This is a genomic window from Aeromonas allosaccharophila, from assembly GCF_000819685.1.
In the GTDB taxonomy this organism is placed as follows: domain Bacteria; phylum Pseudomonadota; class Gammaproteobacteria; order Enterobacterales; family Aeromonadaceae; genus Aeromonas; species Aeromonas allosaccharophila.
Map to the genome: position 1 here is coordinate 1 of NZ_CDBR01000105.1, position 19,369 is coordinate 19,369.

Annotated in this window: 19 protein-coding genes and 2 pseudogenes; 18 read left to right on the plus strand and 3 right to left on the minus strand. The window is 51.9% G+C overall.

The genetic code is table 11. The features are described from left to right. Positions 1-44: 44 nt before the first annotated feature. A complete protein-coding gene (locus BN1115_RS18560; RefSeq protein WP_042658323.1) occupies positions 45-929 on the minus strand; it encodes a DMT family transporter in 885 nt (294 codons plus the stop codon). Between the two features lie 314 nt (positions 930-1,243). Between BN1115_RS18560 and BN1115_RS18565 the strand changes: the two genes are divergently transcribed. The 17 genes and pseudogenes from BN1115_RS18565 to BN1115_RS21975 form a co-directional block, all read left to right on the plus strand. Then, positions 1,244-1,816 carry a TetR/AcrR family transcriptional regulator gene (locus BN1115_RS18565; protein WP_042658324.1) on the plus strand — a complete coding sequence of 191 codons (573 nt, stop codon included), beginning with the start codon at positions 1,244-1,246 and terminating at the stop codon, positions 1,814-1,816. Positions 1,817-1,837: 21 nt separating this feature from the next. Further along, positions 1,838-2,647 (plus strand): transcriptional regulator, encoded by an 810-nt coding sequence (locus BN1115_RS18570; RefSeq protein WP_042658325.1) that lies wholly within the window; start codon positions 1,838-1,840, stop codon positions 2,645-2,647. After that, positions 2,647-3,162 (plus strand): FidL-like protein, encoded by a 516-nt coding sequence (locus BN1115_RS18575; protein WP_042658326.1) that lies wholly within the window; start codon positions 2,647-2,649, stop codon positions 3,160-3,162. The genes BN1115_RS18570 and BN1115_RS18575 overlap by 1 nt, the downstream gene beginning before the upstream one ends. A 703-nt stretch (positions 3,163-3,865) precedes the next feature. After that, on the plus strand, positions 3,866-4,144 hold the full coding sequence (locus BN1115_RS18580; RefSeq protein WP_010634659.1) for a BMC domain-containing protein: 279 nt from the start codon (positions 3,866-3,868) through the stop codon (positions 4,142-4,144). Positions 4,145-4,160: 16 nt separating this feature from the next. Continuing rightward, positions 4,161-4,445, plus strand: coding sequence for a BMC domain-containing protein (locus tag BN1115_RS18585; RefSeq protein ID WP_011705244.1), 285 nt, complete (start codon positions 4,161-4,163; stop codon positions 4,443-4,445). Between the two features lie 11 nt (positions 4,446-4,456). Next, a complete protein-coding gene (locus tag BN1115_RS18590; RefSeq protein ID WP_429086761.1) occupies positions 4,457-4,738 on the plus strand; it encodes a BMC domain-containing protein in 282 nt (93 codons plus the stop codon). Between the two features lie 53 nt (positions 4,739-4,791). Beyond that, entirely contained in the window at positions 4,792-6,375 is a 1,584-nt protein-coding gene (locus BN1115_RS18595) for an acetaldehyde dehydrogenase (acetylating) (protein WP_050070533.1), read from the plus strand. Between the two features lie 26 nt (positions 6,376-6,401). Further along, the gene (locus BN1115_RS18600; RefSeq protein WP_042658327.1) at positions 6,402-6,659 is read left to right on the plus strand and encodes a EutN/CcmL family microcompartment protein; all 258 of its coding nucleotides are present in this window, start codon (positions 6,402-6,404) and stop codon (positions 6,657-6,659) included. Between the two features lie 15 nt (positions 6,660-6,674). Beyond that, positions 6,675-7,829, plus strand: coding sequence for a 1-propanol dehydrogenase PduQ (locus BN1115_RS18605; protein ID WP_042658328.1), 1,155 nt, complete (start codon positions 6,675-6,677; stop codon positions 7,827-7,829). A gap of 21 nt (positions 7,830-7,850) precedes the next feature. Further along, positions 7,851-11,240: a choline trimethylamine-lyase gene (cutC, locus tag BN1115_RS18610; RefSeq protein WP_042658329.1), complete on the plus strand. Its 3,390-nt coding sequence runs from the start codon at positions 7,851-7,853 to the stop codon at positions 11,238-11,240. A gap of 112 nt (positions 11,241-11,352) precedes the next feature. Then, a complete protein-coding gene (gene cutD / locus BN1115_RS18615; RefSeq protein ID WP_042658416.1) occupies positions 11,353-12,300 on the plus strand; it encodes a choline TMA-lyase-activating enzyme in 948 nt (315 codons plus the stop codon). Between the two features lie 12 nt (positions 12,301-12,312). Then, positions 12,313-12,771 carry a BMC domain-containing protein gene (locus tag BN1115_RS18620; RefSeq protein WP_042658330.1) on the plus strand — a complete coding sequence of 153 codons (459 nt, stop codon included), beginning with the start codon at positions 12,313-12,315 and terminating at the stop codon, positions 12,769-12,771. Next, positions 12,768-13,388 carry a phosphate propanoyltransferase gene (locus tag BN1115_RS18625; protein ID WP_042658331.1) on the plus strand — a complete coding sequence of 207 codons (621 nt, stop codon included), beginning with the start codon at positions 12,768-12,770 and terminating at the stop codon, positions 13,386-13,388. Before BN1115_RS18620 ends, BN1115_RS18625 begins: the two co-directional genes overlap by 4 nt. Before the next feature lie 12 nt (positions 13,389-13,400). Next, positions 13,401-14,090, plus strand: coding sequence for a hypothetical protein (locus tag BN1115_RS18630; protein ID WP_042658332.1), 690 nt, complete (start codon positions 13,401-13,403; stop codon positions 14,088-14,090). Positions 14,091-14,126: 36 nt separating this feature from the next. After that, positions 14,127-14,537 carry a DMT family transporter gene (locus tag BN1115_RS18635; RefSeq protein WP_042658333.1) on the plus strand — a complete coding sequence of 137 codons (411 nt, stop codon included), beginning with the start codon at positions 14,127-14,129 and terminating at the stop codon, positions 14,535-14,537. 17 nt (positions 14,538-14,554) lie between these two features. Beyond that, positions 14,555-14,884 (plus strand): DMT family transporter, encoded by a 330-nt coding sequence (locus BN1115_RS18640; protein WP_042658334.1) that lies wholly within the window; start codon positions 14,555-14,557, stop codon positions 14,882-14,884. Between the two features lie 350 nt (positions 14,885-15,234). After that, positions 15,235-15,444, plus strand: a pseudogene (locus tag BN1115_RS21975) (IS4 family transposase); the annotation flags it as partial. A gap of 8 nt (positions 15,445-15,452) precedes the next feature. Here BN1115_RS21975 and BN1115_RS21980 read toward each other — a convergent pair. Further along, a pseudogene (locus BN1115_RS21980) lies at positions 15,453-16,614 on the minus strand (IS3 family transposase). Positions 16,615-17,005: 391 nt separating this feature from the next. Here BN1115_RS21980 and BN1115_RS18655 point away from each other — a divergent pair. Then, positions 17,006-18,331, plus strand: coding sequence for a tyrosine-type recombinase/integrase (locus tag BN1115_RS18655; RefSeq protein ID WP_050070534.1), 1,326 nt, complete (start codon positions 17,006-17,008; stop codon positions 18,329-18,331). 58 nt (positions 18,332-18,389) lie between these two features. Here BN1115_RS18655 and BN1115_RS22455 read toward each other — a convergent pair whose 3' ends face one another. Then, a complete protein-coding gene (locus tag BN1115_RS22455) occupies positions 18,390-19,358 on the minus strand; it encodes a ribbon-helix-helix domain-containing protein (protein WP_128821656.1) in 969 nt (322 codons plus the stop codon). Between the last annotated feature and the right edge of the window lie 11 nt (positions 19,359-19,369).

The following is a 19,369-nucleotide window of genomic DNA, read 5'->3' on the forward strand; positions in this document are numbered from 1 at the left end:
CTTAACTGACTGGCATTAGGGTCAGGTGGCCCCATTTTGCCGAGTTAACTGGCTGGGGAAGCCTGCGCGCTGTTGCGTGGGCCCAGCATACCGAGCAGGGCGCCCCCCATGATCAGGGCGCCGGCCAGCAGATGGCGCGTGGTCAGCGCTTCTCCATTGAGCAACACCAGCAGCAAGGTGCTCAGCAGCGGTGTCAGGTAGGCCAGCGCCCCAATCCGCCGTGGGTCCCCATCCCGCAGCGCCAGATACCAGGTGACAAAGGCGGCCCCCATCGGGCCCAGCGCCAGCCCGATGATCAGCCACCAGTCACTGGTGGGTATCTGCGCGAGCGGCAGAGGCCCTTCGAGCAGACGAGCGAGCAGCAGCGCCAACAAACCTGCGGGCAGGCAGGCTGCTGCAGTGACCACGGCGGGTGCTGGTGGCAGACGGCGTGACAGCACCGAATAGGCTCCCCAGACGACAGCCGCGCCCAGTGCCAGCAGGTATCCCGGCAGATAGGCCTGCTGCAGTTGCAGCTCGCCGTTGACCATCACCAGCATGGATCCCGCCAGACCAAAGGCGCCAGCTAGCAGGTGACGGGCATGGAGTGGATGGCCGGGCAGTAACAGCGGGGTGAACAGAATGATGCAAAGCGGCCAGAGGTAGTTGATGAGGTTTGCCTCCAGCACCGGGGCATGGCGAAAGCTCATAAAGAGCAGCAGATGGTAGAGCAGCAAGGCCGTAACCGTCACCAGCCAGGTAATGGGGCGAGCACGCCACTGGCGCCAGAACGGCAAGGCCCCGACCCCGCAGAAAAACAGCACCAGCCCAACCAGCACCAGCGGTGACACGCTGGAGACCCGTGACGTCAGCGCCGCCAACGAGGCCCACAAAACAATGGTCAGCAGTGCAAAACCGGTGGATCTATCCCACCAGGAACAACCGGACATCCAACACTCCTTTGCAAGATGAAGCTGATGGCTTGGGCGCTGGGCCCGGCCAAAGAGAGTCAGTCTATCAGAGAGCGTGCATGCTCTGAATGCAGAAAGGAGAGGGTCATCACGGCTGGTTGGGCGGTTGGCTGGATCTACCGTTGCCGATCTCTTGGCCGTTCCTAAATGAACAAGCTCACAACCTGATTCCATAATGATTTAAATGAGTAACTGTGACCCACTACACAATAATGGTATCCCGCATCGGCACAACTCGCACCAGTTGATAGCGATCAAAAACAATCATACCGTCTGGCCGGTATGATTCTGTAATGAACATGGAAACAGCACACCGTAAAAAGGATCCTGTCCGTTTGCAGGAACAACTGCTGGAGTCAGCAGCCACAATCGCTGCTCGAGACGGCATCGCAGCTCTGTCTTTGAATGCCGTAGCCACGGAAGCCGGTGTAAGCAAAGGTGGATTACTACACCATTTCCCTAATAAGCAATCACTGATCTTTGCTCTCTTTGCTCGTCTACTGGCAATTATGGAAGAGGCTATCTCAGCACTGATGGCTGCTGACAAGACTGAATATGGCCGTTTTACTCGTGCTTACCTGCACTATCTTTCTGCCCCTGAATTAACGGACACCCAGGAGAGTCGCCAGTTAATGGTACTTTCATTGGCCATGCCGGATGAACCAGTGTTGCGAAAATGTTGGCGTGACTGGATGCAGGCACATCTAGAGCAAGGAGATGAGTTGGACAATAGCCATACTGGTACGCTGGTACGTTATGCCGCGGACGGTATTTGGCTATCGGAGTTAACTGAAGGGCGCACAATGATTGCAGAGCACCGTCAGGCGCTGGTTGAAACTTTGCATAATATGACGCTCCCCACATAAAGCACATGGATTGAGGCCGAGATGCGCTACTTCATCAATGCCCGCTTCATTTATGATGCGACAGATGGTTCCTTGACTCAGCGGAAAAGTGTTGAGCCGGACAGTCAATTATCCATTACCGCCAATGCGCTTTTTTATTTTTTCTTGCGAAATACAGGGATCGTGAGCCGAGACGAGGTGCTTAAAAAAGTCTGGGATGATAACGGATTAACTTCATCGAACAGCAATCTCAACCAATACCTGAGCATATTGCGCAAGGCTTTTCGCCACTACGATATCGACAATATCATCATCACGGTGTCGCGCGGTTATTTGCAGCTGAATCCGGACGTCATCATTGAGCCTATTGATAATGTTCCCGCATCGCCCATTGAAATAGCTCCCCCACCATCCACGGTGGCAACCTACGAACCGCTTCTTGAGCCTGCAGAGTGGCAACTTCCCCTCACTCCACACTCACGAGGAATATGCTGGTATATCGCTGGTGGCTGCATGCTCGTTTTTGCCCTACTACTGGTGGCATTCGGTCTGTTGAATGACCGTGAGCCCCGCCCCCTTACAATGACACAGATCCCCAATAACCAGTGCGAATTGCTGGCCAGCGACGAGATGCTGCGATCGGTCAGCGCCACTGCCTACGGTGAGCATTTCGACCAGGTGCGGCAGCGTTTGAACATCAGCTGTAAACCTGGCGAACGTTTTCTGTTCTTCTACGGAGATAGACTGGAGACCAACGGCTTGGGCAGGGTATTTCTTGCCCATTGCGCCATGCACGAAGACAACTCGTTCAGCTATTGCGATAACTATTTCTACTACTCCTGGAAGCCGTGATGAGACTTGCGCCGCGTCCCTTCTTTCTTTTGTCCTGCTCCGTGTTCCTCGCTGCGGCAGTCTATGCCTGTTATCAGCTGCCCACCGAAAATGATGGCGTCATGAGCTGCGCCACCAAAGGCATCATGCGTTTTGAAGACATGAACAAAGAGAACGTCAACGGCAATATTCACTTCAATTTCGGCCGTCAGGGGAAGGGCTCCATGGTGGTTGAAGGCTATACCGACTCGGCCGCAGGCTGGCTCTACCTCCAGCGCTATGTCACGTTCACCTACAGCAGCAGCCGCGTCTCTACCAACGAGCGTCAGTACCGCATCAACAAATGGGAAGCGAGTGCCTCCTCCATCGACCAGTCACCGGATGTGGTCTTCGACTACTTCATGCGCGAGATGTCCGACAGTCACGATGGGTTGTTTCTGAGTGCACAGCGGCTCAATCAGCAGGCCATACTGCTGAGCTCCATCAACTCGCCGCTCTGGATCTGCACCCTCAAATCCGGCAGCAAAGTGAACTAGTCCCGTCAATACGGCGGATGCTCCGACCCAAGCGTCGATGACGCCAGCACCTATAGCCCCGCTCCGACAATTTGGCGCGCTCAAATACCCTTGATGGCTCTACCCTTATGCGGCGTGCTAGCCCTTTTTCCTTAAAGGCAGCCCCGTGGTGATTGCTGCCCGGCTCTTTCTTCCTTTACCCCCATACCGACAGGCGCTTCTTGCGTATCGCGCAACAGGGTTGGATCCTGCCGCTGTTCCAACCAGCCCCATATGCTCTCGCGCCCCGCTCTCAATTCCTACCTCCCTTTTCTGGCCCGCAGTCACCGCCTTATCACTCCTTCCTACCACATCCCACTCATTTTCCACATTTAGCGTCACTGGCAAAACATGAGCTCTGCCACAGTTGGCGACCGGCCAAATTACCTCTTGGTCTCCATTTATTAACAATCCATTAGCATATGCCGACGATATTTTCCTGAGCCTGAATCAGGCCTTATGCAAGGTGAAAACCTCCTCACGACTGCAGCATGAATACATAAATACTGCGTATAAAAATCATAAATTTAGAATAAAAAACTAAATTCTGAAATTTTTTAGATTCAAATTCCATGAGTGCCGCCAATGCCTATAGTGGCAATTGAACGCCGCAACCGTGGCTCAATGTCGTGATACGGACGGTGTTCCTTAACCACACAACACAACCTGTTCTGAGGAGATCACCATGGGTGATGCATTGGGGCTTATCGAAACTAAAGGTCTGGTGGCCTGCATTGAAGCTGCGGATGCCATGTGCAAATCCGCCAACGTGGAGCTGATCAGCTATGAAAACATTGGCTCCGGCCTGGTCACTGTCATGGTGAAGGGGGATGTCGGCGCAGTGAAGGCGGCGGTGGATTCTGGCGTGGAGTCGGCACAGCGCATCGGTGAAGTAGTGACCTCGCTGGTTATCGCTCGTCCACACAATGACATCAACAAAATCGTCATTAAACACAAGGCTTAAGGCTGGGAGAGTTCAAATGGGTGATGCATTGGGTTTGATTGAAACAAAGGGCTTGGTGGCCTGTATTGAAGCGGCTGATGCCATGTGCAAAGCCGCCAACGTCGAACTGATCGGTTATGAGAACGTCGGCTCGGGCCTGGTCACCGCCATGGTGAAAGGTGATGTCGGAGCTGTGAAAGCTGCGGTGGATTCCGGTGTGGAGTCTGCTCAGCGCATTGGTGAAGTCGTGACCTCGCTGGTCATTGCTCGTCCACACAACGACATCAGCAAGATTGTCGCTCACTACAAAATTGCCGAGTAACGGGAGATAGCATGATGAAAGAAGCACTGGGTCTCATTGAGACCAAAGGTCTGGTGGCCTGTATTGAAGCGGCTGATGCCATGTGCAAAGCCGCCAACGTTGAACTGATTGGTTATGAGAACGTCGGTTCTGGTCTGGTCACTGCGATGGTGAAAGGTGACGTCGGGGCAGTCAATGCGGCAGTTGAGTCCGGTGTGGAGGCTGCAAAGCGCATTGGCGAAGTTGTTACCTCTCGCGTCATCGCTCGTCCGCACAACGACATCGAAAAAATCGCGGCACAGCACAAAGCATGACCTGACAGGGCACGCCCCGTTCGCACTTTATACGTCTGATGAAGGATAGTTTCATGATTGAACTCGATACCGATTTGCTCTCCCGCCAGAACGCGAGAGAACTGGTGCGCAATGCCAAAAAGGCGCAGGTGATTATGGCCACCTTTTCGCAGCAGAAAATCGACGCCATCGTGAAGAACGTGGCCGAAGAAGCTGCGCGTCACGCCGAAGTTCTGGCAAAGATGGCTGCAGAAGAGACCGGTTTTGGCAACTGGCAAGATAAGGTTCTGAAGAACCGTTTTGCTTCGCTGCGCGTTTACGATGCCATCAAAGATACGAAGACCGTCGGTATCATTCATGACGATCAGGAGAAGAAAGTGATGGACGTGGGTGTGCCACTCGGCGTGATCTGCGCACTGGTGCCATCGACTAACCCGACGTCTACGGTGATTTACAAAACACTGATCGCGTTGAAAGCAGGCAACGCCATCATCTTCTCACCGCATCCTGGTGCTCGTCAGTGTAGTTGGAAGGCGATTGAAATCGTTAAACGTGCAGCGGAAGCCGCTGGAGCCCCGGTGGGGATTGTTGACGGGATCACTGAGCTGACTCTGGAGGCTACGTCCGAGCTGATGCACAGCAAAGATGTATCACTGATCCTGGCAACCGGCGGTGAAGGTATGGTACGTGCGGCCTATGCTTCTGGCACTCCGACTATCAGCGGCGGTCCGGGGAACGGTCCAGCCTTCATCGAGCGCAGCGCCGACATTCATCAGGCGGTGAAAGACATCATCACCAGTAAAACCTTCGACAATGGTGTGATCTGTGCATCCGAACAGTCGATCATCGTCGAACGCTGTATTTATAACGACGTTCATCGTGAGCTGGACGCTCAGGGCGCCTACTTCATGAACGAAAACGAGGCTGCCAAAATGGCCGCCCTGCTGCTGCGGCCAAACGGCACCATCAACCCTAAAGTTGTGGGCAAAACGGCGATCTATCTCAGCCAACTGGCAGGTTTTAGCGTTCCCTCCAGCACCCGCGTGCTGGTCGCCGAGCAGACCACCGTCTCCCATAAAAACCCCTATTCCCGTGAAAAACTGTGCCCAGTACTCGGCCTGTACGTAGAAGAGGACTGGCGTGCAGCCTGTCATCGCGTGGTCGAGCTGCTGACCAACGAAGGCCTAGGGCACACCCTGGTGATCCATACCCGCAACCAGGATGTGATCCGTCAGTTTAGCCTTGAAAAACCGGTTAACCGCATTCTGATCAACACCCCCGCCGCCCTCGGTGGTATCGGTGCAACCACCAATATTACACCGGCGCTGACGCTTGGTTGTGGTGCCATTGGTGGTGGCTCCAGCTCCGACAACGTCGGGCCAATGAATCTGCTTAACATCCGCAAGGTGGGTTATGGCGTGCGCTCTATTGATGAACTATGCGCACCGGATCACAAGGTTGATCCGCAGCCGGTTTCCAATCCGACAGCGGGCCAGCGCTGCAGCATCCTTGATGACGCCCGTTTCACTGCTCCTGTACAGGCAAATACGGCTGCCGATGACCGCTTTGCCTGCGTTGCAGCAGGCGTTGAAGGGGATATCAGTGAGCAGAACGTGGAGCGCGTCATCCGTCAGGTGCTTGAGCGCCTTGGCAAGTGACGCATTGAGATAAGGCGATAAAAACAATGATTCTCGCAAAGGTAACAGGACATGTCGTTGCCACGCAGAAATGCGATGAGCTGCGCGGTAGCAACCTGCTGTTGATAACCCAGCTGGACGACGAGCAAAAGCCGATGAAGGACCATTCCTGGGTTGCGATTGATAGCGTAGGTGCAGGCATGCACGACATCGTACTGGCCGAGGAGTATCTCGCACTCAACAGAGACCGCTACAAAGCAATGTCAGTGGTTGCCATCGTCGAGAACGTGTTTCGGGATGCTTAAGGAGTGGATAACCCAATGAGTGAATTTTTGCTGAAACCCCGGATCCGCTTTGGTCAGGATGCGCTCGCTGTGCTGACAGAGTTGCCCGCCAGCAACGTACTGCTGGTCACTGACAAGATGATGGTGAAGTTTGGCCTTGCTGACCGGGTGACGCAGATCCTGCGCCAACGCGGCCTTGCCTTCCAGACTTGGGATGATGTAGTCGCCGATCCGGATATCGCTACCGTGGTACGCGGTATGAAGCTCATGGACAGCAGCTATCCGGACTTGGTGATCGCGCTGGGCGGCGGTTCGGTGATTGATGCGGCCAAAGCGGTTATTTTCGCCCTGGCGCAAACTCGTCCGGACCTGAGTCGCGAGCGTCCCTGTTTCGTAGCAATCCCGACTACCAGCGGAACCGGGTCCGAAGTCACCAGTTTCTCCGTGGTTAAAGCCCACGCCGAGAAGCTGGTGTTGGTAGACCCATCGCTGCTGCCGGATATCGCCATTCTCGATCCTTCGCTGGTGGCATCGGTGCCGCCTGCCATCACAGCAGACACCGGGATGGACGTGTTGTGCCATGCGCTTGAGGCTTATGTTTCTCGTGCGGCCAGCGACTTTTCCGATGCGTTGGCCGAGAAGGTCGTGCAGCAGGTGTTTCGCTACCTGCCCACCTGCTGGCGAAACGGTCACGATTTGCTAGCACGGGAAAAGATGCACAACGCCTCATGCATGGCGGGCATGGCATTTACCAACGCATCACTCGGTATTACCCACAGTCTGGCCCACGCCCTAGGCGGTGTGTTCCGCGTACCACACGGCCGCGCCAACGCACTCCTCATGGCGCAGGTAGTGGCATGGAACGCTGATTATCAGGGGCAGTGCGATACCCAGGCTGCTCATAAATATGCCCGTCTGGCTCACCTGCTGGACTTGCCCGCCCACACTCCGCGCGAAGGCGTTACCAGCCTGCTGGTAGCCATTCAAGCACTGAAAGATGAAATGAACATGCCGACCGGGATTGGTGACACCGATGTCGTCGCGGTCGACTTTGACCTGCGTCTGGCAGAGATGGTCAACCAAGCGCTGCGCGACAACTGTAGCGCGACCAACCCACGCACACCGGATGCACAGGCATTAACCGAACTCTATCGCCACGCATGGAGCGGCAGCGCTGCTCTGGATTGCTAAGAACAAGAACTGGAGAACCTCATGGCACACAACAGCTTAACGCCGCGCGTCAAAGTGCTGGCTGAACGTTTACTGGCGCATACCAGCACCCTGTGTTCAGAACACGCAACGATTCTGAGCAGGCTGGACAGCGATATCGCGGGTATGCCCGCTGCCGTAAAACCGGCGCGCCGTTTCTATGAACTGATGCGCCAGTTACCTCTTGCCATCAGCACTGACGAGCTGATTGTTGGTAACCAAACCCGTAAACAGCACGGTGCGATCTTCCACGATGAAAATACCATGCATCGCCCGTCTACATTCCAGTTCCTGAATCTGAATAGCGATATCGACTCCCCCGACTACAAACTGGTGGTGGAGAAGGGCGTGCTGGCCATCAAGCAGCAGCTGGAAGAGAAAACCCGCGCCCTGGGCAGCGCCGTCAGCCGCAGCGGCATGGACGAGGTGAACGGCTGCCGAGCCGCCATCTACGCCTGCGATGCCCTGATGGCATTAGCACAAAACCTGGCCAACAGCGCCGAAACCCTGGCCGCCGCCGAAACCAACCCGTTCCGTCAGGCTGAACTGCGTGAAAGTACCGCCATTTTACATCACGTCCCGGCCCACCCTGCACGTAACTTTAAAGAGGCATGCCAAGCGTTCTATCTGTTCCAGCTGGCGCTTCAACTCGATAACGGCAGCTACGCGGTCAACCCGGAAGGTGCCGACAAGGCGCTGCTGCCCTACTTCCAGCGCGATATCGCCAACGGTGCGCTGACCGAACAACAGGCGTACGAAATTGTCGAGAGCCTGTGGTTCAAGCTGGCAGAGCTGAGTGAAGTACGCGCCACCTGCGCCATCGACGGTTACCCGATGTTTGATGCTTTGCTCCATGGCGCCAGCCTCGAGAACGCGCGAATTAACGAACTCTCCGACATGTTCATGAGTGCGCAGCAAAACCTCAGTGCGCTCCATTTGCCAGTGCGTCTATTTAGCGGAGTGCAGCAGGTCTCGACGCTACCGTTCGCCGCCTGTGCAGAAGATCCTGCGGTGATGGAGGGCTTAACGCCGCGTCTGCAACGCCTGCGTAATCGCTATCTGACCGTGCGCCCCAGCGTCTCTATCTATCGCGCGCTCGCCTTTACCGAAGTCGTCAAAGCCAACCCGGGTATGCCGACCATTTTGTTGCGTGCCAAAGCCTTCCGTCACGCCTGCGAAACAGCCCCGATCCTGATCCAGGACGATGAGCTGATCGTTGGCCATCCATGTGGCAAGCCACGAGCGGGCGCATTCTCACCGGATATCGCCTGGCGCTGGGTTCACGATGAACTAGATACCATGAGCACTCGTCCGCAAGACCCTTTTGAAATCAGTGAAGCGGATAAAAAGACCATCCGTGAAGAGATAGTTCCGTTCTGGGAAGGACGCTCGCTGGATGAGGTTTGCGAAGCACAATATCGTGAAGCCGGTATCTGGGAATTCAGCGGTGAGACCTTCGTTAGCGATCTCTCCTATCACCAGATTAATGGTGGCGGTGATACCTGCCCTGGCTACGACGTGCTGCTGTTCACCAAAGGGATGAACGGTATCAAAGCTGATGCTCAGGCTCATCTCGACCAGCTGAGCATGGAGAACCCGGAAGATATCGACCGTATTTACTACTACAAAGCTGCGATCGAAACTTGCGACGGGGTGGTCAACTACGCTCGGCGCATCGCAGCCCATGCTCGTGATCTGGCTGCGAAAGAGCAAAATGCCTTGCGTCGCGCCGAGCTGCTGACCATTGCTGACGTGAACGAGAATGTACCGGCCAATCCGCCAAAAACCCTGCAAGAAGCATTGCAGAGTATCTGGACTGTAGAGTCGCTGTTCGAGATTGAAGAGAACCAGACCGGACTGTCACTCGGTCGCCTTGACCAGTACTGCTACCCGATGTTCGAAGCCGATATTCGTGAGGGACGCCTGACTCACGATAGTGCGTTGGAAATGATGCAGGCGTTCATCATCAAATGTGCCGAACTGATGTGGATGTCGAGCGAGCTGGGGGCGAAATACTTCGCCGGTTATCAGCCGTTCATCAACCTGACCGTGGGTGGCCAGAAGCGCAGTGGTGGCGATGCTTGTAACGACCTGACCTACCTCATCATGGATGCCGTACGCTTTGTGAAGGTCTATCAGCCGTCACTGGGTTGCCGTATTCATAACCAGTCGCCGCAGAAATACATGGAGAAAATCGTCGACGTCGTGAAAGCGGGGATGGGTTTCCCTGCCTGCCACTTCGATGACTCCCACATCAAGATGATGCTGCGCAAGGGCTTTGATTTTGAAGACGCGCGCGATTACTGCCTGATGGGGTGCGTCGAGCCGCAAAAGTCGGGGCGTATCTATCAGTGGACCTCCACCGGATACACCCAATGGCCTATCGCCATCGAGTTCGTGCTCAACCGTGGCCGCATGGTGCTGTTTGACAGCTACCAGGGGCTGGATACCGGTGACTTGCGTGATTTTCGTACCTTTGAGGAGTTCGATGCGGCGGTGAAAAAGCAGATTGCACACATCGTGCGCCTCTCGGCAATCGGGACTGTGATCAGCCAGCGGGTACATCGCGATGTTGCCCCGAAACCGCTTATGTCTCTGATGGTGGAAGGTTGCATGGAGAGCGGAAAAGATGTCTCCGCTGGTGGCGCGATGCTCAACTATGGGCCTGGACTGATCTTCTCTGGCCTTGCAACCTATGTCGACTCTATGGCCGCGATCCGCAGGCTGGTGTTTGAAGACAAAAAGTACACGCTTGAGCAGGTCCGCGATGGACTGCTGGCCAATTTCGAAGGGCATGAAGCGCTGCGCCGCGACTGCTTGAATGCACCGAAATACGGTAATGATGACGACTATGTTGACCAGTATGCGCTGGATATCACCGAGTGGACGGAGAAAGAGTGCGGCAAGTACAAGATGCTTTACTCGGTTATGAGCCACGGCACCTTGTCTATCTCCAATAACACGCCTATTGGTCAGTTGACCAACGCCACGCCGAACGGTCGCTTGGCATGGATGCCGCTCTCTGACGGCATCAGCCCGACCCAGGGGGCGGATAAGCAAGGTCCTACGGCTGTCATCAAGTCTGTGAGCAAGATGAATGTGGAGACCATGAACATCGGCATGGTGCACAACTTCAAGTTCCTCAAGGGGTTGCTGGATACACAAGAGGGACGTCACGGTCTGATCACTTTGTTGCGTACTGCCTCGATTCTTGGTAACGGCCAGATGCAGTTCAGCTATGTCGACAATGAAGTGCTGAAAAAAGCGCAGCAGGACCCGGAAAAATACCGCGACCTGATAGTGCGTGTCGCAGGTTACAGCGCCTATTTTGTCGAGCTGTGTAAAGAGGTGCAGGACGAGATCATCAGCCGCACCGTGATAGAGAAGTTCTAGTCGATTGGTTGAGAACAATTCTCCGTATTGAAGAATAAATCAGAAGTGCTCCGTGATGGCAGGTCTCAGAAAATGAGACTGCGGCCTGCCATATCCGGAGATGGAGGCAAGCGTGATTACAAATACTGAATTGACCGGGCGTATATTCAATATCCAGAAATACTCAATATATGATGGAGATGGTATTCGCACGCTAATTTTCTTCAAGGGGTGTAATCTTCGCTGTCCTTGGTGCGCTAATCCTGAGGGACTTAACAGTCAATTTCAGGTGATGTTCTCACACGACAAGTGTATTAACTGCGGTGATTGCGTTAACGTTTGCCCGGTCGGGGTTCATTACCGGGTCGAAGAGAATGGGGTCATTAAACATTTTATCGACCGAAATAAAGATTGTATCGGTTGTCGAAAATGCGAAGAGGTCTGTACGCAGAACGCACTGGATATAATGGGTAAAGATGTCACTGTTAGCGAGCTGATGGAGATCATCATGCAAGACTATGACTTTTACATTTCTTCTGGCGGTGGTGTCACCATCGGTGGCGGTGAAATGAGTCTGCAAACGGATTTTGCCGTCGCCTTATTTGGCGAATGCAAAAAGATGATGATTAATACGGCCATTGAAACTCAAGGCACCACTACCCTAGAAAATTATCAAAAGCTGGCCTCTGTTACTGATACTTTTTTATTCGACATCAAGCAGATCAACAGCGAACACCATAAATCGATGCTGGGTATCGGTAATGAAGGTATTCGTCGCAATCTGGAATGGTTGGTTGATTACGGTGCCAAGGTTATTATCCGGATGCCGCTGATTCGTGGATATAATGACTCGTGGGATGCCATCACTGGCGCAATAGAATACGTACAAAAGCTAGCGAAGCGGGGAAATATCCTTCGCATTGACATGCTGCCATACCACCAGCTTGGGCGTAAAAAATATGAGCGTCTGGATATGCCTTACCCGATTACTCAGGATCCGTCTTACACACCGGATGAATTAGACCGATTGGAGACGTTCTTTAAGAAATTTGATTTTGATATTCGCTTGGTCCGTCATTAACAGGAGCCGAAAATGAAAAGTTTAGGCGTAATTGAAATGCGAGGATTCGCCGCCGCCATTCAGGCCGTGGATGCGGCCTGCAAATCTGCAAGTGTCGACTTCATTGGCTATCGCAAGGTGGGGGCTGGGTTGGTGAGTGTCTGCTTTGAAGGCGAAATCAGCGCCATTCACACAGCTATCGAACGCGGACTCAGTGTCGCTGCGGCCATCGACAAGCAGGTCCGTTCACTGGTGATTGCGCGTCCGGAGAAAAGCGTTGTGGCATCGCTCAGCAACCTAAAAGGCCACCCGGTGTGCACAAAAGCAAACGCTGGCGCAGACGTGACGGTCGAAGCCGAAGCGCTTTCGGACAAATCCTCGGAAAACAGTGTCGTAACCAGTGGTGATGCTCAACCAATCGTGCAAGCAGAGTCTTCGCCGGCTCAGGTTGAAGATAAGAGTGCCGCGATAAGGAGAGGGAAGAAGGCATGATCGACCTCCAGCTACATCAAAAAATTGCCACCCGGCTGAGTCAGGTCACGCCAGCGATACCGGTCGGGATCTCGAACCGGCACGTGCATCTGGCCCAGCAGGATGTCGAAGCGTTATTCGGTCGGGGTTACGCACTGACGCCGCTAAAACAGCTACGCCAGCCGGGTCAGTTTGCTGCAGAGGAGTGTGTCACTGTGGTCGGTCCCAAAGGCTCCCTGACCCGCGTTCGCGTACTCGGCCCAACTCGTCCGGCTTCGCAATTGGAAATCTCTCATGCCGATTGCTTCACCCTTGGCATCAAGGCTCCGGTTCGTGAATCTGGTCAATTGGAAAATGCGGGCAGTGCGCTGCTCATCGGTCCTGCAGGCCACGTTGAATTGCGCTCCCAGGTGATTTGCGCCTGGCGACATATCCACATGTCGCCGCAAGATGCCCGTCAGCTGAATGTGACCAACGGCCAGAAAGTGAGCGTGCGCAACAACGGCGAGCGCCAGCTGACTTTCAATGAGGTGCTGGTGCGGGTACGTGACGATTTCGCCTTGGAATTTCATATCGATACCGAAGAAGCTAACGCCGCTGGATTGAAAAACGGCGCGCAGGTCACGCTGATCGGTTAACGGAGAACTACCATGACCGACGAACAGATTGAACGCTTGGTCGAACATATGATCCAGCGCCTGCAGCCGCCGCTGCTGGTGATGGTTACAGCCACTAAGGGTTATCGGGAGGCAATTCGAAGCCGCCTGGCTGGATGCGGGCATCGCCTGCATATTGCGCTAGAGGAAGGCATCGAGGATGCAATGCAGTGGAAACCACTGGGTGAAGCTGTGGCGACCAGCGTTTGGCAACAGGCCCTTCCGCAAACACCGTATCGTGCACTGGTGCTGCCATTTCTCGATTATCCGCTGGCGATGGACCTTCTAAACGGCACGTTCCGCAGCCCTGTTGCCCAGCGTTTGCATGATGCCTTGTTGACTGGATTACCGGTGTTAGCGCTGCGCTATCACTGCGATCCGGCTAGCGAACTGAACCAGCTGCTGGGGGCACAACCAAATTCAGCTTACGCAGGCCATATGCATGCAGAACTGACCCGCCTGAGTGAGATTGGTGTCACTTTGTGCAACATAAATGAGCTGCTGGAAAAGCTGGCATCGGGTGATGATTCAGCTCCAGTGCCGGCCAGCACCACGAGCACCGTCCGGCGTTATCTCACTGTCAGCGATGTAGAGATGAATCCGCAACTTGCCAATGTTCCCGAAGCGCAGCTGACCGATGCAGCGTTCGAGTTTTTGAAAAGTAAAAGAAAACAAAAGAACTGAATCTTACCTTAAATAAAAAACTTGGAGTTTTAACTTATGTCTTCAAAAACAAAATGCTGGTTATGGATGCTGTTGGTTATTATTTCAGAAACATCAGCAACCTCGACCTTGAAAATGTTTGGTAGCAGTGAAGGTACGACCAAAATGTTGCTGCTCGGTCTGCTCGTGTTGTTGTATTGCACCTGTTACTACTCGTTATCTCGAGCGGTGAAGGATATCCCGGTTGGGCTTGCTTATGCTACTTGGTCCGGCACCGGTATTTTGGTTGTGTCTACCTTGGGCATGGCATTTTACGGACAGCATCCAGATACAGCGGCCATTATCGGTATGGCAATTATTGCAAGTGGCATTGTTATAATGAACCTTTTTTCAAAAATGGGTAGCGAAGAAGACGAAAGTGCTTCAGGTGAATCGTCTAAATCATTAAATGAAACAGCCGCAAATTAATATAATGGGAGTGATTTATGTTTAATCTTGGATTTTTATGGTTGGCGCTTTCTATTGGGTCTGAAATCACTGGTACATCAATGATCAAAAAAACCAATGGATTTAGCAAACTGGCTCCATCGGTCCTGGTAGTCTGTGCCTACAGTCTGTGTTACTTCGCACTAACGCGCGCAATGAGTACGATTCCGGTTGGTGTCGCTTACTCGTTGTGGTGCGGGTTTGGCATTGTTGGAGTTACCATTTGCTCGATGATTTTGTATAAGCAAAAACCAGATTTTCCTGCAATCCTCGCCATGGTTCTGATTATCACCGGCGGAATAATAATGAACGTATTTTCATCGATGTAAATATTGTGAGCGCCTTCCCTATGTATTCGAAGGTGCTTTTTTATTTATACAGGATGCATTCTCTGCAGTCTTGATAGTTAGGAGAAGAAAATGCATATAAAAAATTTCTCTGCTCCAACCCTTATCCGACTTTCTGCAGGCAGCGAAAGCTGGATGTTTAGTTAGTGATCTTTCCGGTGGAACATTATCATTGTGTTGATATCGATCTTGCTAAATATAGTCATCCATCAGGTAATAACGTATCTAAATAGTTGTTCCGAATAGTAGATCACCGGAGGAAAGTAGCTTAGTCCAGTTTGTGTGATCTCATTATTCGCCAAACAAAACAAGCCACATCCAAAGGACGGGCCCACTGCCTGCTACTGGCTGACGCGGGTTACATTGACAGGGCTCGGTTTGAAAAAGTGAACAACGCCGGCGGATTTTATCTGGTGCGAGGAGCTCAAAGCTTGAAAACCAAGATAATCCAAGCCTGGAACGGTGATGGAAGGGAAGTGCCAAAACTCGTGAGACTGTCACTGAAAGAGGCTAGACGGCGAAGCTGTCGTGCCGTGGCGCTGTGTAGTGGTCAACTAAATCCGGACACTTGGTTAGGCCGAACCTCGGCTTTTGCTGGCGGTATCCCGTCATTGTGTTGATGTGGACGCCGCCAGTTGTAGTAATCCATCAGGTAATAACTGATATCCCGCTTTGCTTCCCGCAGACCCATGTACCCCGTTGCCGGGAGCCACTCTGACTTCAGGCTTCTGAACAATCGCTCCATCGGTGCGTTATCCCAGCAATTACCACGCCGACTCATGCTCTGGGTCATGCGATAACGCCACAGTCGTTGCCGAAATGCCCGGCTGCCATATTGGCTGCCTTGGTCAGAGTGAAACAGCACGCCAGATGGGCAACCCCGTTGCTGATAGGCCATCTCCAGCGCTTTTATTGCCAATTCTGCATCTGGTTTGTCAGACATCGCCCAGCCCACGACCCGCCGGGTATGCAGGTCGAGCACTGCGGCCAGGTAATGCCAACGACCACCGGCCCAGACGTAGGTGATATCGCCACACCACACATGGTTAGGTTGCGGAACATCAAATTCGCGGGCCAGCAGATTGGGAATATCCGGCCGTTCAGACTGTGCCACCTTATAACGGTGTGCACCCGGCTGCCTGGATGCCAGCCCGGCTTCCTTCATCAGGTTACGTACTTTGGATCGGCCAATCTGATACCCCAACTCTCGCATCATCGACATCAAGGCGCGGCTGCCTGCCGAGTCCCGGCTCTCTTTAAACAACCGGCGCAACTCGCTGCGTTGCTGCATGCGCTCACGGTTAATCATCCGCTTGCGAGCCAGATAGTCGTAAAACAGGAAGTGGGAACATCGAAAGCGCAGCAGACCAGGGTGATGGGGGCTTGCTCTCTTAACTGGTCTATCAGCGCGTACGTGTGAACTCGTCCGTCATCAAGAGAGCCGTAGCCTTTTTTAGAATGTCCTTTTCGCGCTCGAGCCGATGGATGCGGGCTTCCAGCTCCTGGATTTTCTGCTGTTCCGGAGTAAGCGCTTTGCTGATAGGCGTGGTGCCGGTTCGTTCGGATTGCAGTTGCTGAACCCAGCGGCGAAGTACGGTTTCACCGACATCCAGTGAACGGCTTGCTTCGGGGACAGAATATCCTTGGTCGAGCACCAGGGATGCGGCTTCGAGTTTGAATTCGGCAGTAAATGAGCGACGTAATCTTGTCATTGAACACCTCAGGTCATGGTGGCGACTGTACCACCTAAAATGGTGTCCGGGATGATTAGACCACTACACCCTCTCCTCTTTACAGGTCAGCATTTATGGGAAAGGTGATTACATGGGATGTATCTGCCTGTATTCCAATCCAAAAACGACCAAGGGGTTAGCACCATGAAGATGCTAACCCCTTGTTTTGTATGGCGCTCCCGACTGGAGTCGAACCAGTGGCCTGTCCCTTAGGAGTCCAGAAATTATTAGTTTCATATAGAATCAGTTGGTTTTATATGAAATGTTTTTTTGATTAAAAACAGTTGTTTACATAATATATCTGTACCAAGTGGTTTCATAAAGTCTCACTCCAATGCACTGCGCTGGAGGGGTACGGGGAGGGGTACGGATGGCGATAAGTAAAGACTTGGAGATCTCGTCACTCAAGCCAGTCGAAGGGGTTAAAGTGAAACGCTATGCGACTCAATCGAAGCATGGTGGTGGACTCAAAATAGAAATCCGTGAAAGTGGCCTCAAGCGTTTTGTATATCGCTTCAAGATTGGTGGTAGTGAAGGCGAATTGTTGCTGGGGAGTTATCCTGCCCTGACTCTGGCTAAAGCCAGAGAGGAGCATGGGAAAGCGGTGCTGCTTGTGAAGCGGGGCATTGATCCCACCAAGTTTGCGGCTCAAGAAAAGGCTAAAAATGAAACGGCCCTGACGATGGATGAGTTGCTTGGACGATGGCTCGATGCACAGCGTGTTGCTCAGGTCGTCAAACCCAAAACCCTCCAATGCCATCAGGATCGTTGGAATCGTCATCTCAAGAAGACCCTAGGCAACATTCGCTTAATCGATCTGACTCGTGCCCACTTGGCACAAGCGTTAGAGATAACCAGGCGTGCAACAAAAGACGAAACCCGTAAAGGGTTGGGAACGCTGAACCAGATGTTAGATTATGCAGTGGTTCACTGTCTGCTTGAGGCCAACCCTGCGAGACTGTTGCGCCCAAAAGATTTTGGTGCCAGTGCTGGCTCGCCAAGAGAGCGATGGTTGACCGTCCCCGAATTGCGCAGGTTATGGAAGGCGATAGATGAGGATCTTGGGAGTGGTGGTAGCTTGGCGGCCGGAGGGCGTGGTGTTTCTCGCCATGCAACGATTTCTATACCTGCTGCGAATGCGATTAAGTTATTAATACTGACCGGATGTCGTAGAGGTGAAGTCGCTAATATGCGTTTTTCACAGATAAAAGATGATATATGGACTATACCTGAAACCAAAAATGGTAGAGCTCATACTGTCTTTATTTCCCCTCAGGCGAAATCGGTCATTGAAGAGCAGGCGCAGTATGCCAATGGTGATTTAGTATTCGAATCTGATCGTCCAAAAACAGATGAAATCGAGCCAATTTTAGTTGATTCCATTACTCGGGCTCTAAGGCGATTCATCGCACGATGTTTACCTGATATGGACCCATTTACTGTCCATGATTTGCGGCGTAGTGCGGCTACTAACTGGGCTGAAAGGCTAGATGTTGAGGAAAGAGTTATTGAGCTTTGCTTGAATCACACCCCCATTAACAAACTTATTAGAACTTATCACCGTTCACGTCATACCGAGAAAACCCGACTTGTCTGGATTAATTGGGGGAGACTGGTAGCTGATGAGGTGATGCAAGATCCTGTTACTGAAGCAGCAGTTAATAACGTTGTGAAGGTGAGCTTTAATAGAAAGTAAATGTGGCTATGATGATTTTTAGTGATGGACTGAATGATTTAATCATTCAGTCCATTTTTTATATTGCGCACCGTTTTGCGTATGCCTCTCTAATCAACTCTTCTATGATGGCGTTTTTATTTCTCTGTTCCATTTGGCTTAGTTCGTCAAGAATATTACCTATATCTTTACTCATGTTAATGCTGTATTGTTTCTTTTCTATATTTTTATCACGATATACTTTTTGGCTCCATGCCTTCTTGACGTTGGAAACTAAAAATTTATACCTATCAATATTAGTGATAATTAATACATCAAAAAAGGAAATAAGATCATCTTTTTGAGCTGATGAACCATTTAAAACCAATGGCACATAATCTATGTTTTGATGTTCAAGATATTTGTGTAGCCATGTAACCTTCTCCGTTTTTTGTTTATTAATCCATGTTGTAATTTCAGCGTTATTCATTATTGACTCAGAAAACTCAGATATATAAAGGACTAGATTTTCTTTTTCAGTCTTATTGCAAGGTAGTCTGTTTATAGTTGAAGCAATATCAAGGGTGCTTATGTTGCTTTTCAATTTTTTATTCGTATTGGCATGTGTTTTTATATTATCATTAACAAATGATGAGCAAAGAGTTATGTTTATAGTTTTAGCTAGCAATTGGTCACTGCCATCTATTTGTACACCTAGATGACTCATTAGCCTCCATATGAAGTGATGTATTCTCGTATTTTTATTATCTAGCCAGTCGAAGCTTTTATCTGTAAGGCATTTTGCATCAAACTCGCCAGCCAAAGTGTCTATCCACCTTTCAAGCCCAAAATCTCTTTGATCTCTAGGGCTATATTTGCGCATAAGTGCGAGAGCGTTAGGCGTGGTGCATGAATTTTCTAGATGTTTTATTAATAATGAAATAGGTGGTATATCAGTTGCTGAGCCACCATTAATTTTACATGTGCAATACCAAAGATAATCTACAAAAAAAGGATTATCTAATTTCTTAGTGAATTGCACCTTCACACCATCATCATGAATTGCCACAATAAACTTCC

Bases quoted from the DNA above. Each gene is read 5' to 3' on its own strand.
- BN1115_RS18605 (WP_042658328.1), top strand. From the start codon at position 6,675: ATGAGTGAATTTTTGCTGAAACCCCGGATCCGCTTTGGTCAGGATGCG.
- BN1115_RS18575 (WP_042658326.1), top strand. From the start codon at position 2,647: ATGAGACTTGCGCCGCGTCCCTTCTTTCTTTTGTCCTGCTCCGTGTTC.
- BN1115_RS18635 (WP_042658333.1), top strand. From the start codon at position 14,127: ATGTCTTCAAAAACAAAATGCTGGTTATGGATGCTGTTGGTTATTATT.
- BN1115_RS18620 (WP_042658330.1), top strand. From the start codon at position 12,313: ATGAAAAGTTTAGGCGTAATTGAAATGCGAGGATTCGCCGCCGCCATT.
- BN1115_RS18595 (WP_050070533.1), top strand. From the start codon at position 4,792: ATGATTGAACTCGATACCGATTTGCTCTCCCGCCAGAACGCGAGAGAA.
- BN1115_RS18570 (WP_042658325.1), top strand. From the start codon at position 1,838: ATGCGCTACTTCATCAATGCCCGCTTCATTTATGATGCGACAGATGGT.
- BN1115_RS18655 (WP_050070534.1), top strand. From the start codon at position 17,006: ATGGCGATAAGTAAAGACTTGGAGATCTCGTCACTCAAGCCAGTCGAA.
- BN1115_RS18590 (WP_429086761.1), top strand. From the start codon at position 4,457: ATGATGAAAGAAGCACTGGGTCTCATTGAGACCAAAGGTCTGGTGGCC.
- BN1115_RS18585 (WP_011705244.1), top strand. From the start codon at position 4,161: ATGGGTGATGCATTGGGTTTGATTGAAACAAAGGGCTTGGTGGCCTGT.
- BN1115_RS18565 (WP_042658324.1), top strand. From the start codon at position 1,244: ATGAACATGGAAACAGCACACCGTAAAAAGGATCCTGTCCGTTTGCAG.
- BN1115_RS18600 (WP_042658327.1), top strand. From the start codon at position 6,402: ATGATTCTCGCAAAGGTAACAGGACATGTCGTTGCCACGCAGAAATGC.
- BN1115_RS18580 (WP_010634659.1), top strand. From the start codon at position 3,866: ATGGGTGATGCATTGGGGCTTATCGAAACTAAAGGTCTGGTGGCCTGC.
- BN1115_RS18640 (WP_042658334.1), top strand. From the start codon at position 14,555: ATGTTTAATCTTGGATTTTTATGGTTGGCGCTTTCTATTGGGTCTGAA.
- BN1115_RS18630 (WP_042658332.1), top strand. From the start codon at position 13,401: ATGACCGACGAACAGATTGAACGCTTGGTCGAACATATGATCCAGCGC.
- BN1115_RS18560 (WP_042658323.1), bottom strand. From the start codon at position 929: ATGTCCGGTTGTTCCTGGTGGGATAGATCCACCGGTTTTGCACTGCTG.
- cutC (WP_042658329.1), top strand. From the start codon at position 7,851: ATGGCACACAACAGCTTAACGCCGCGCGTCAAAGTGCTGGCTGAACGT.
- BN1115_RS18625 (WP_042658331.1), top strand. From the start codon at position 12,768: ATGATCGACCTCCAGCTACATCAAAAAATTGCCACCCGGCTGAGTCAG.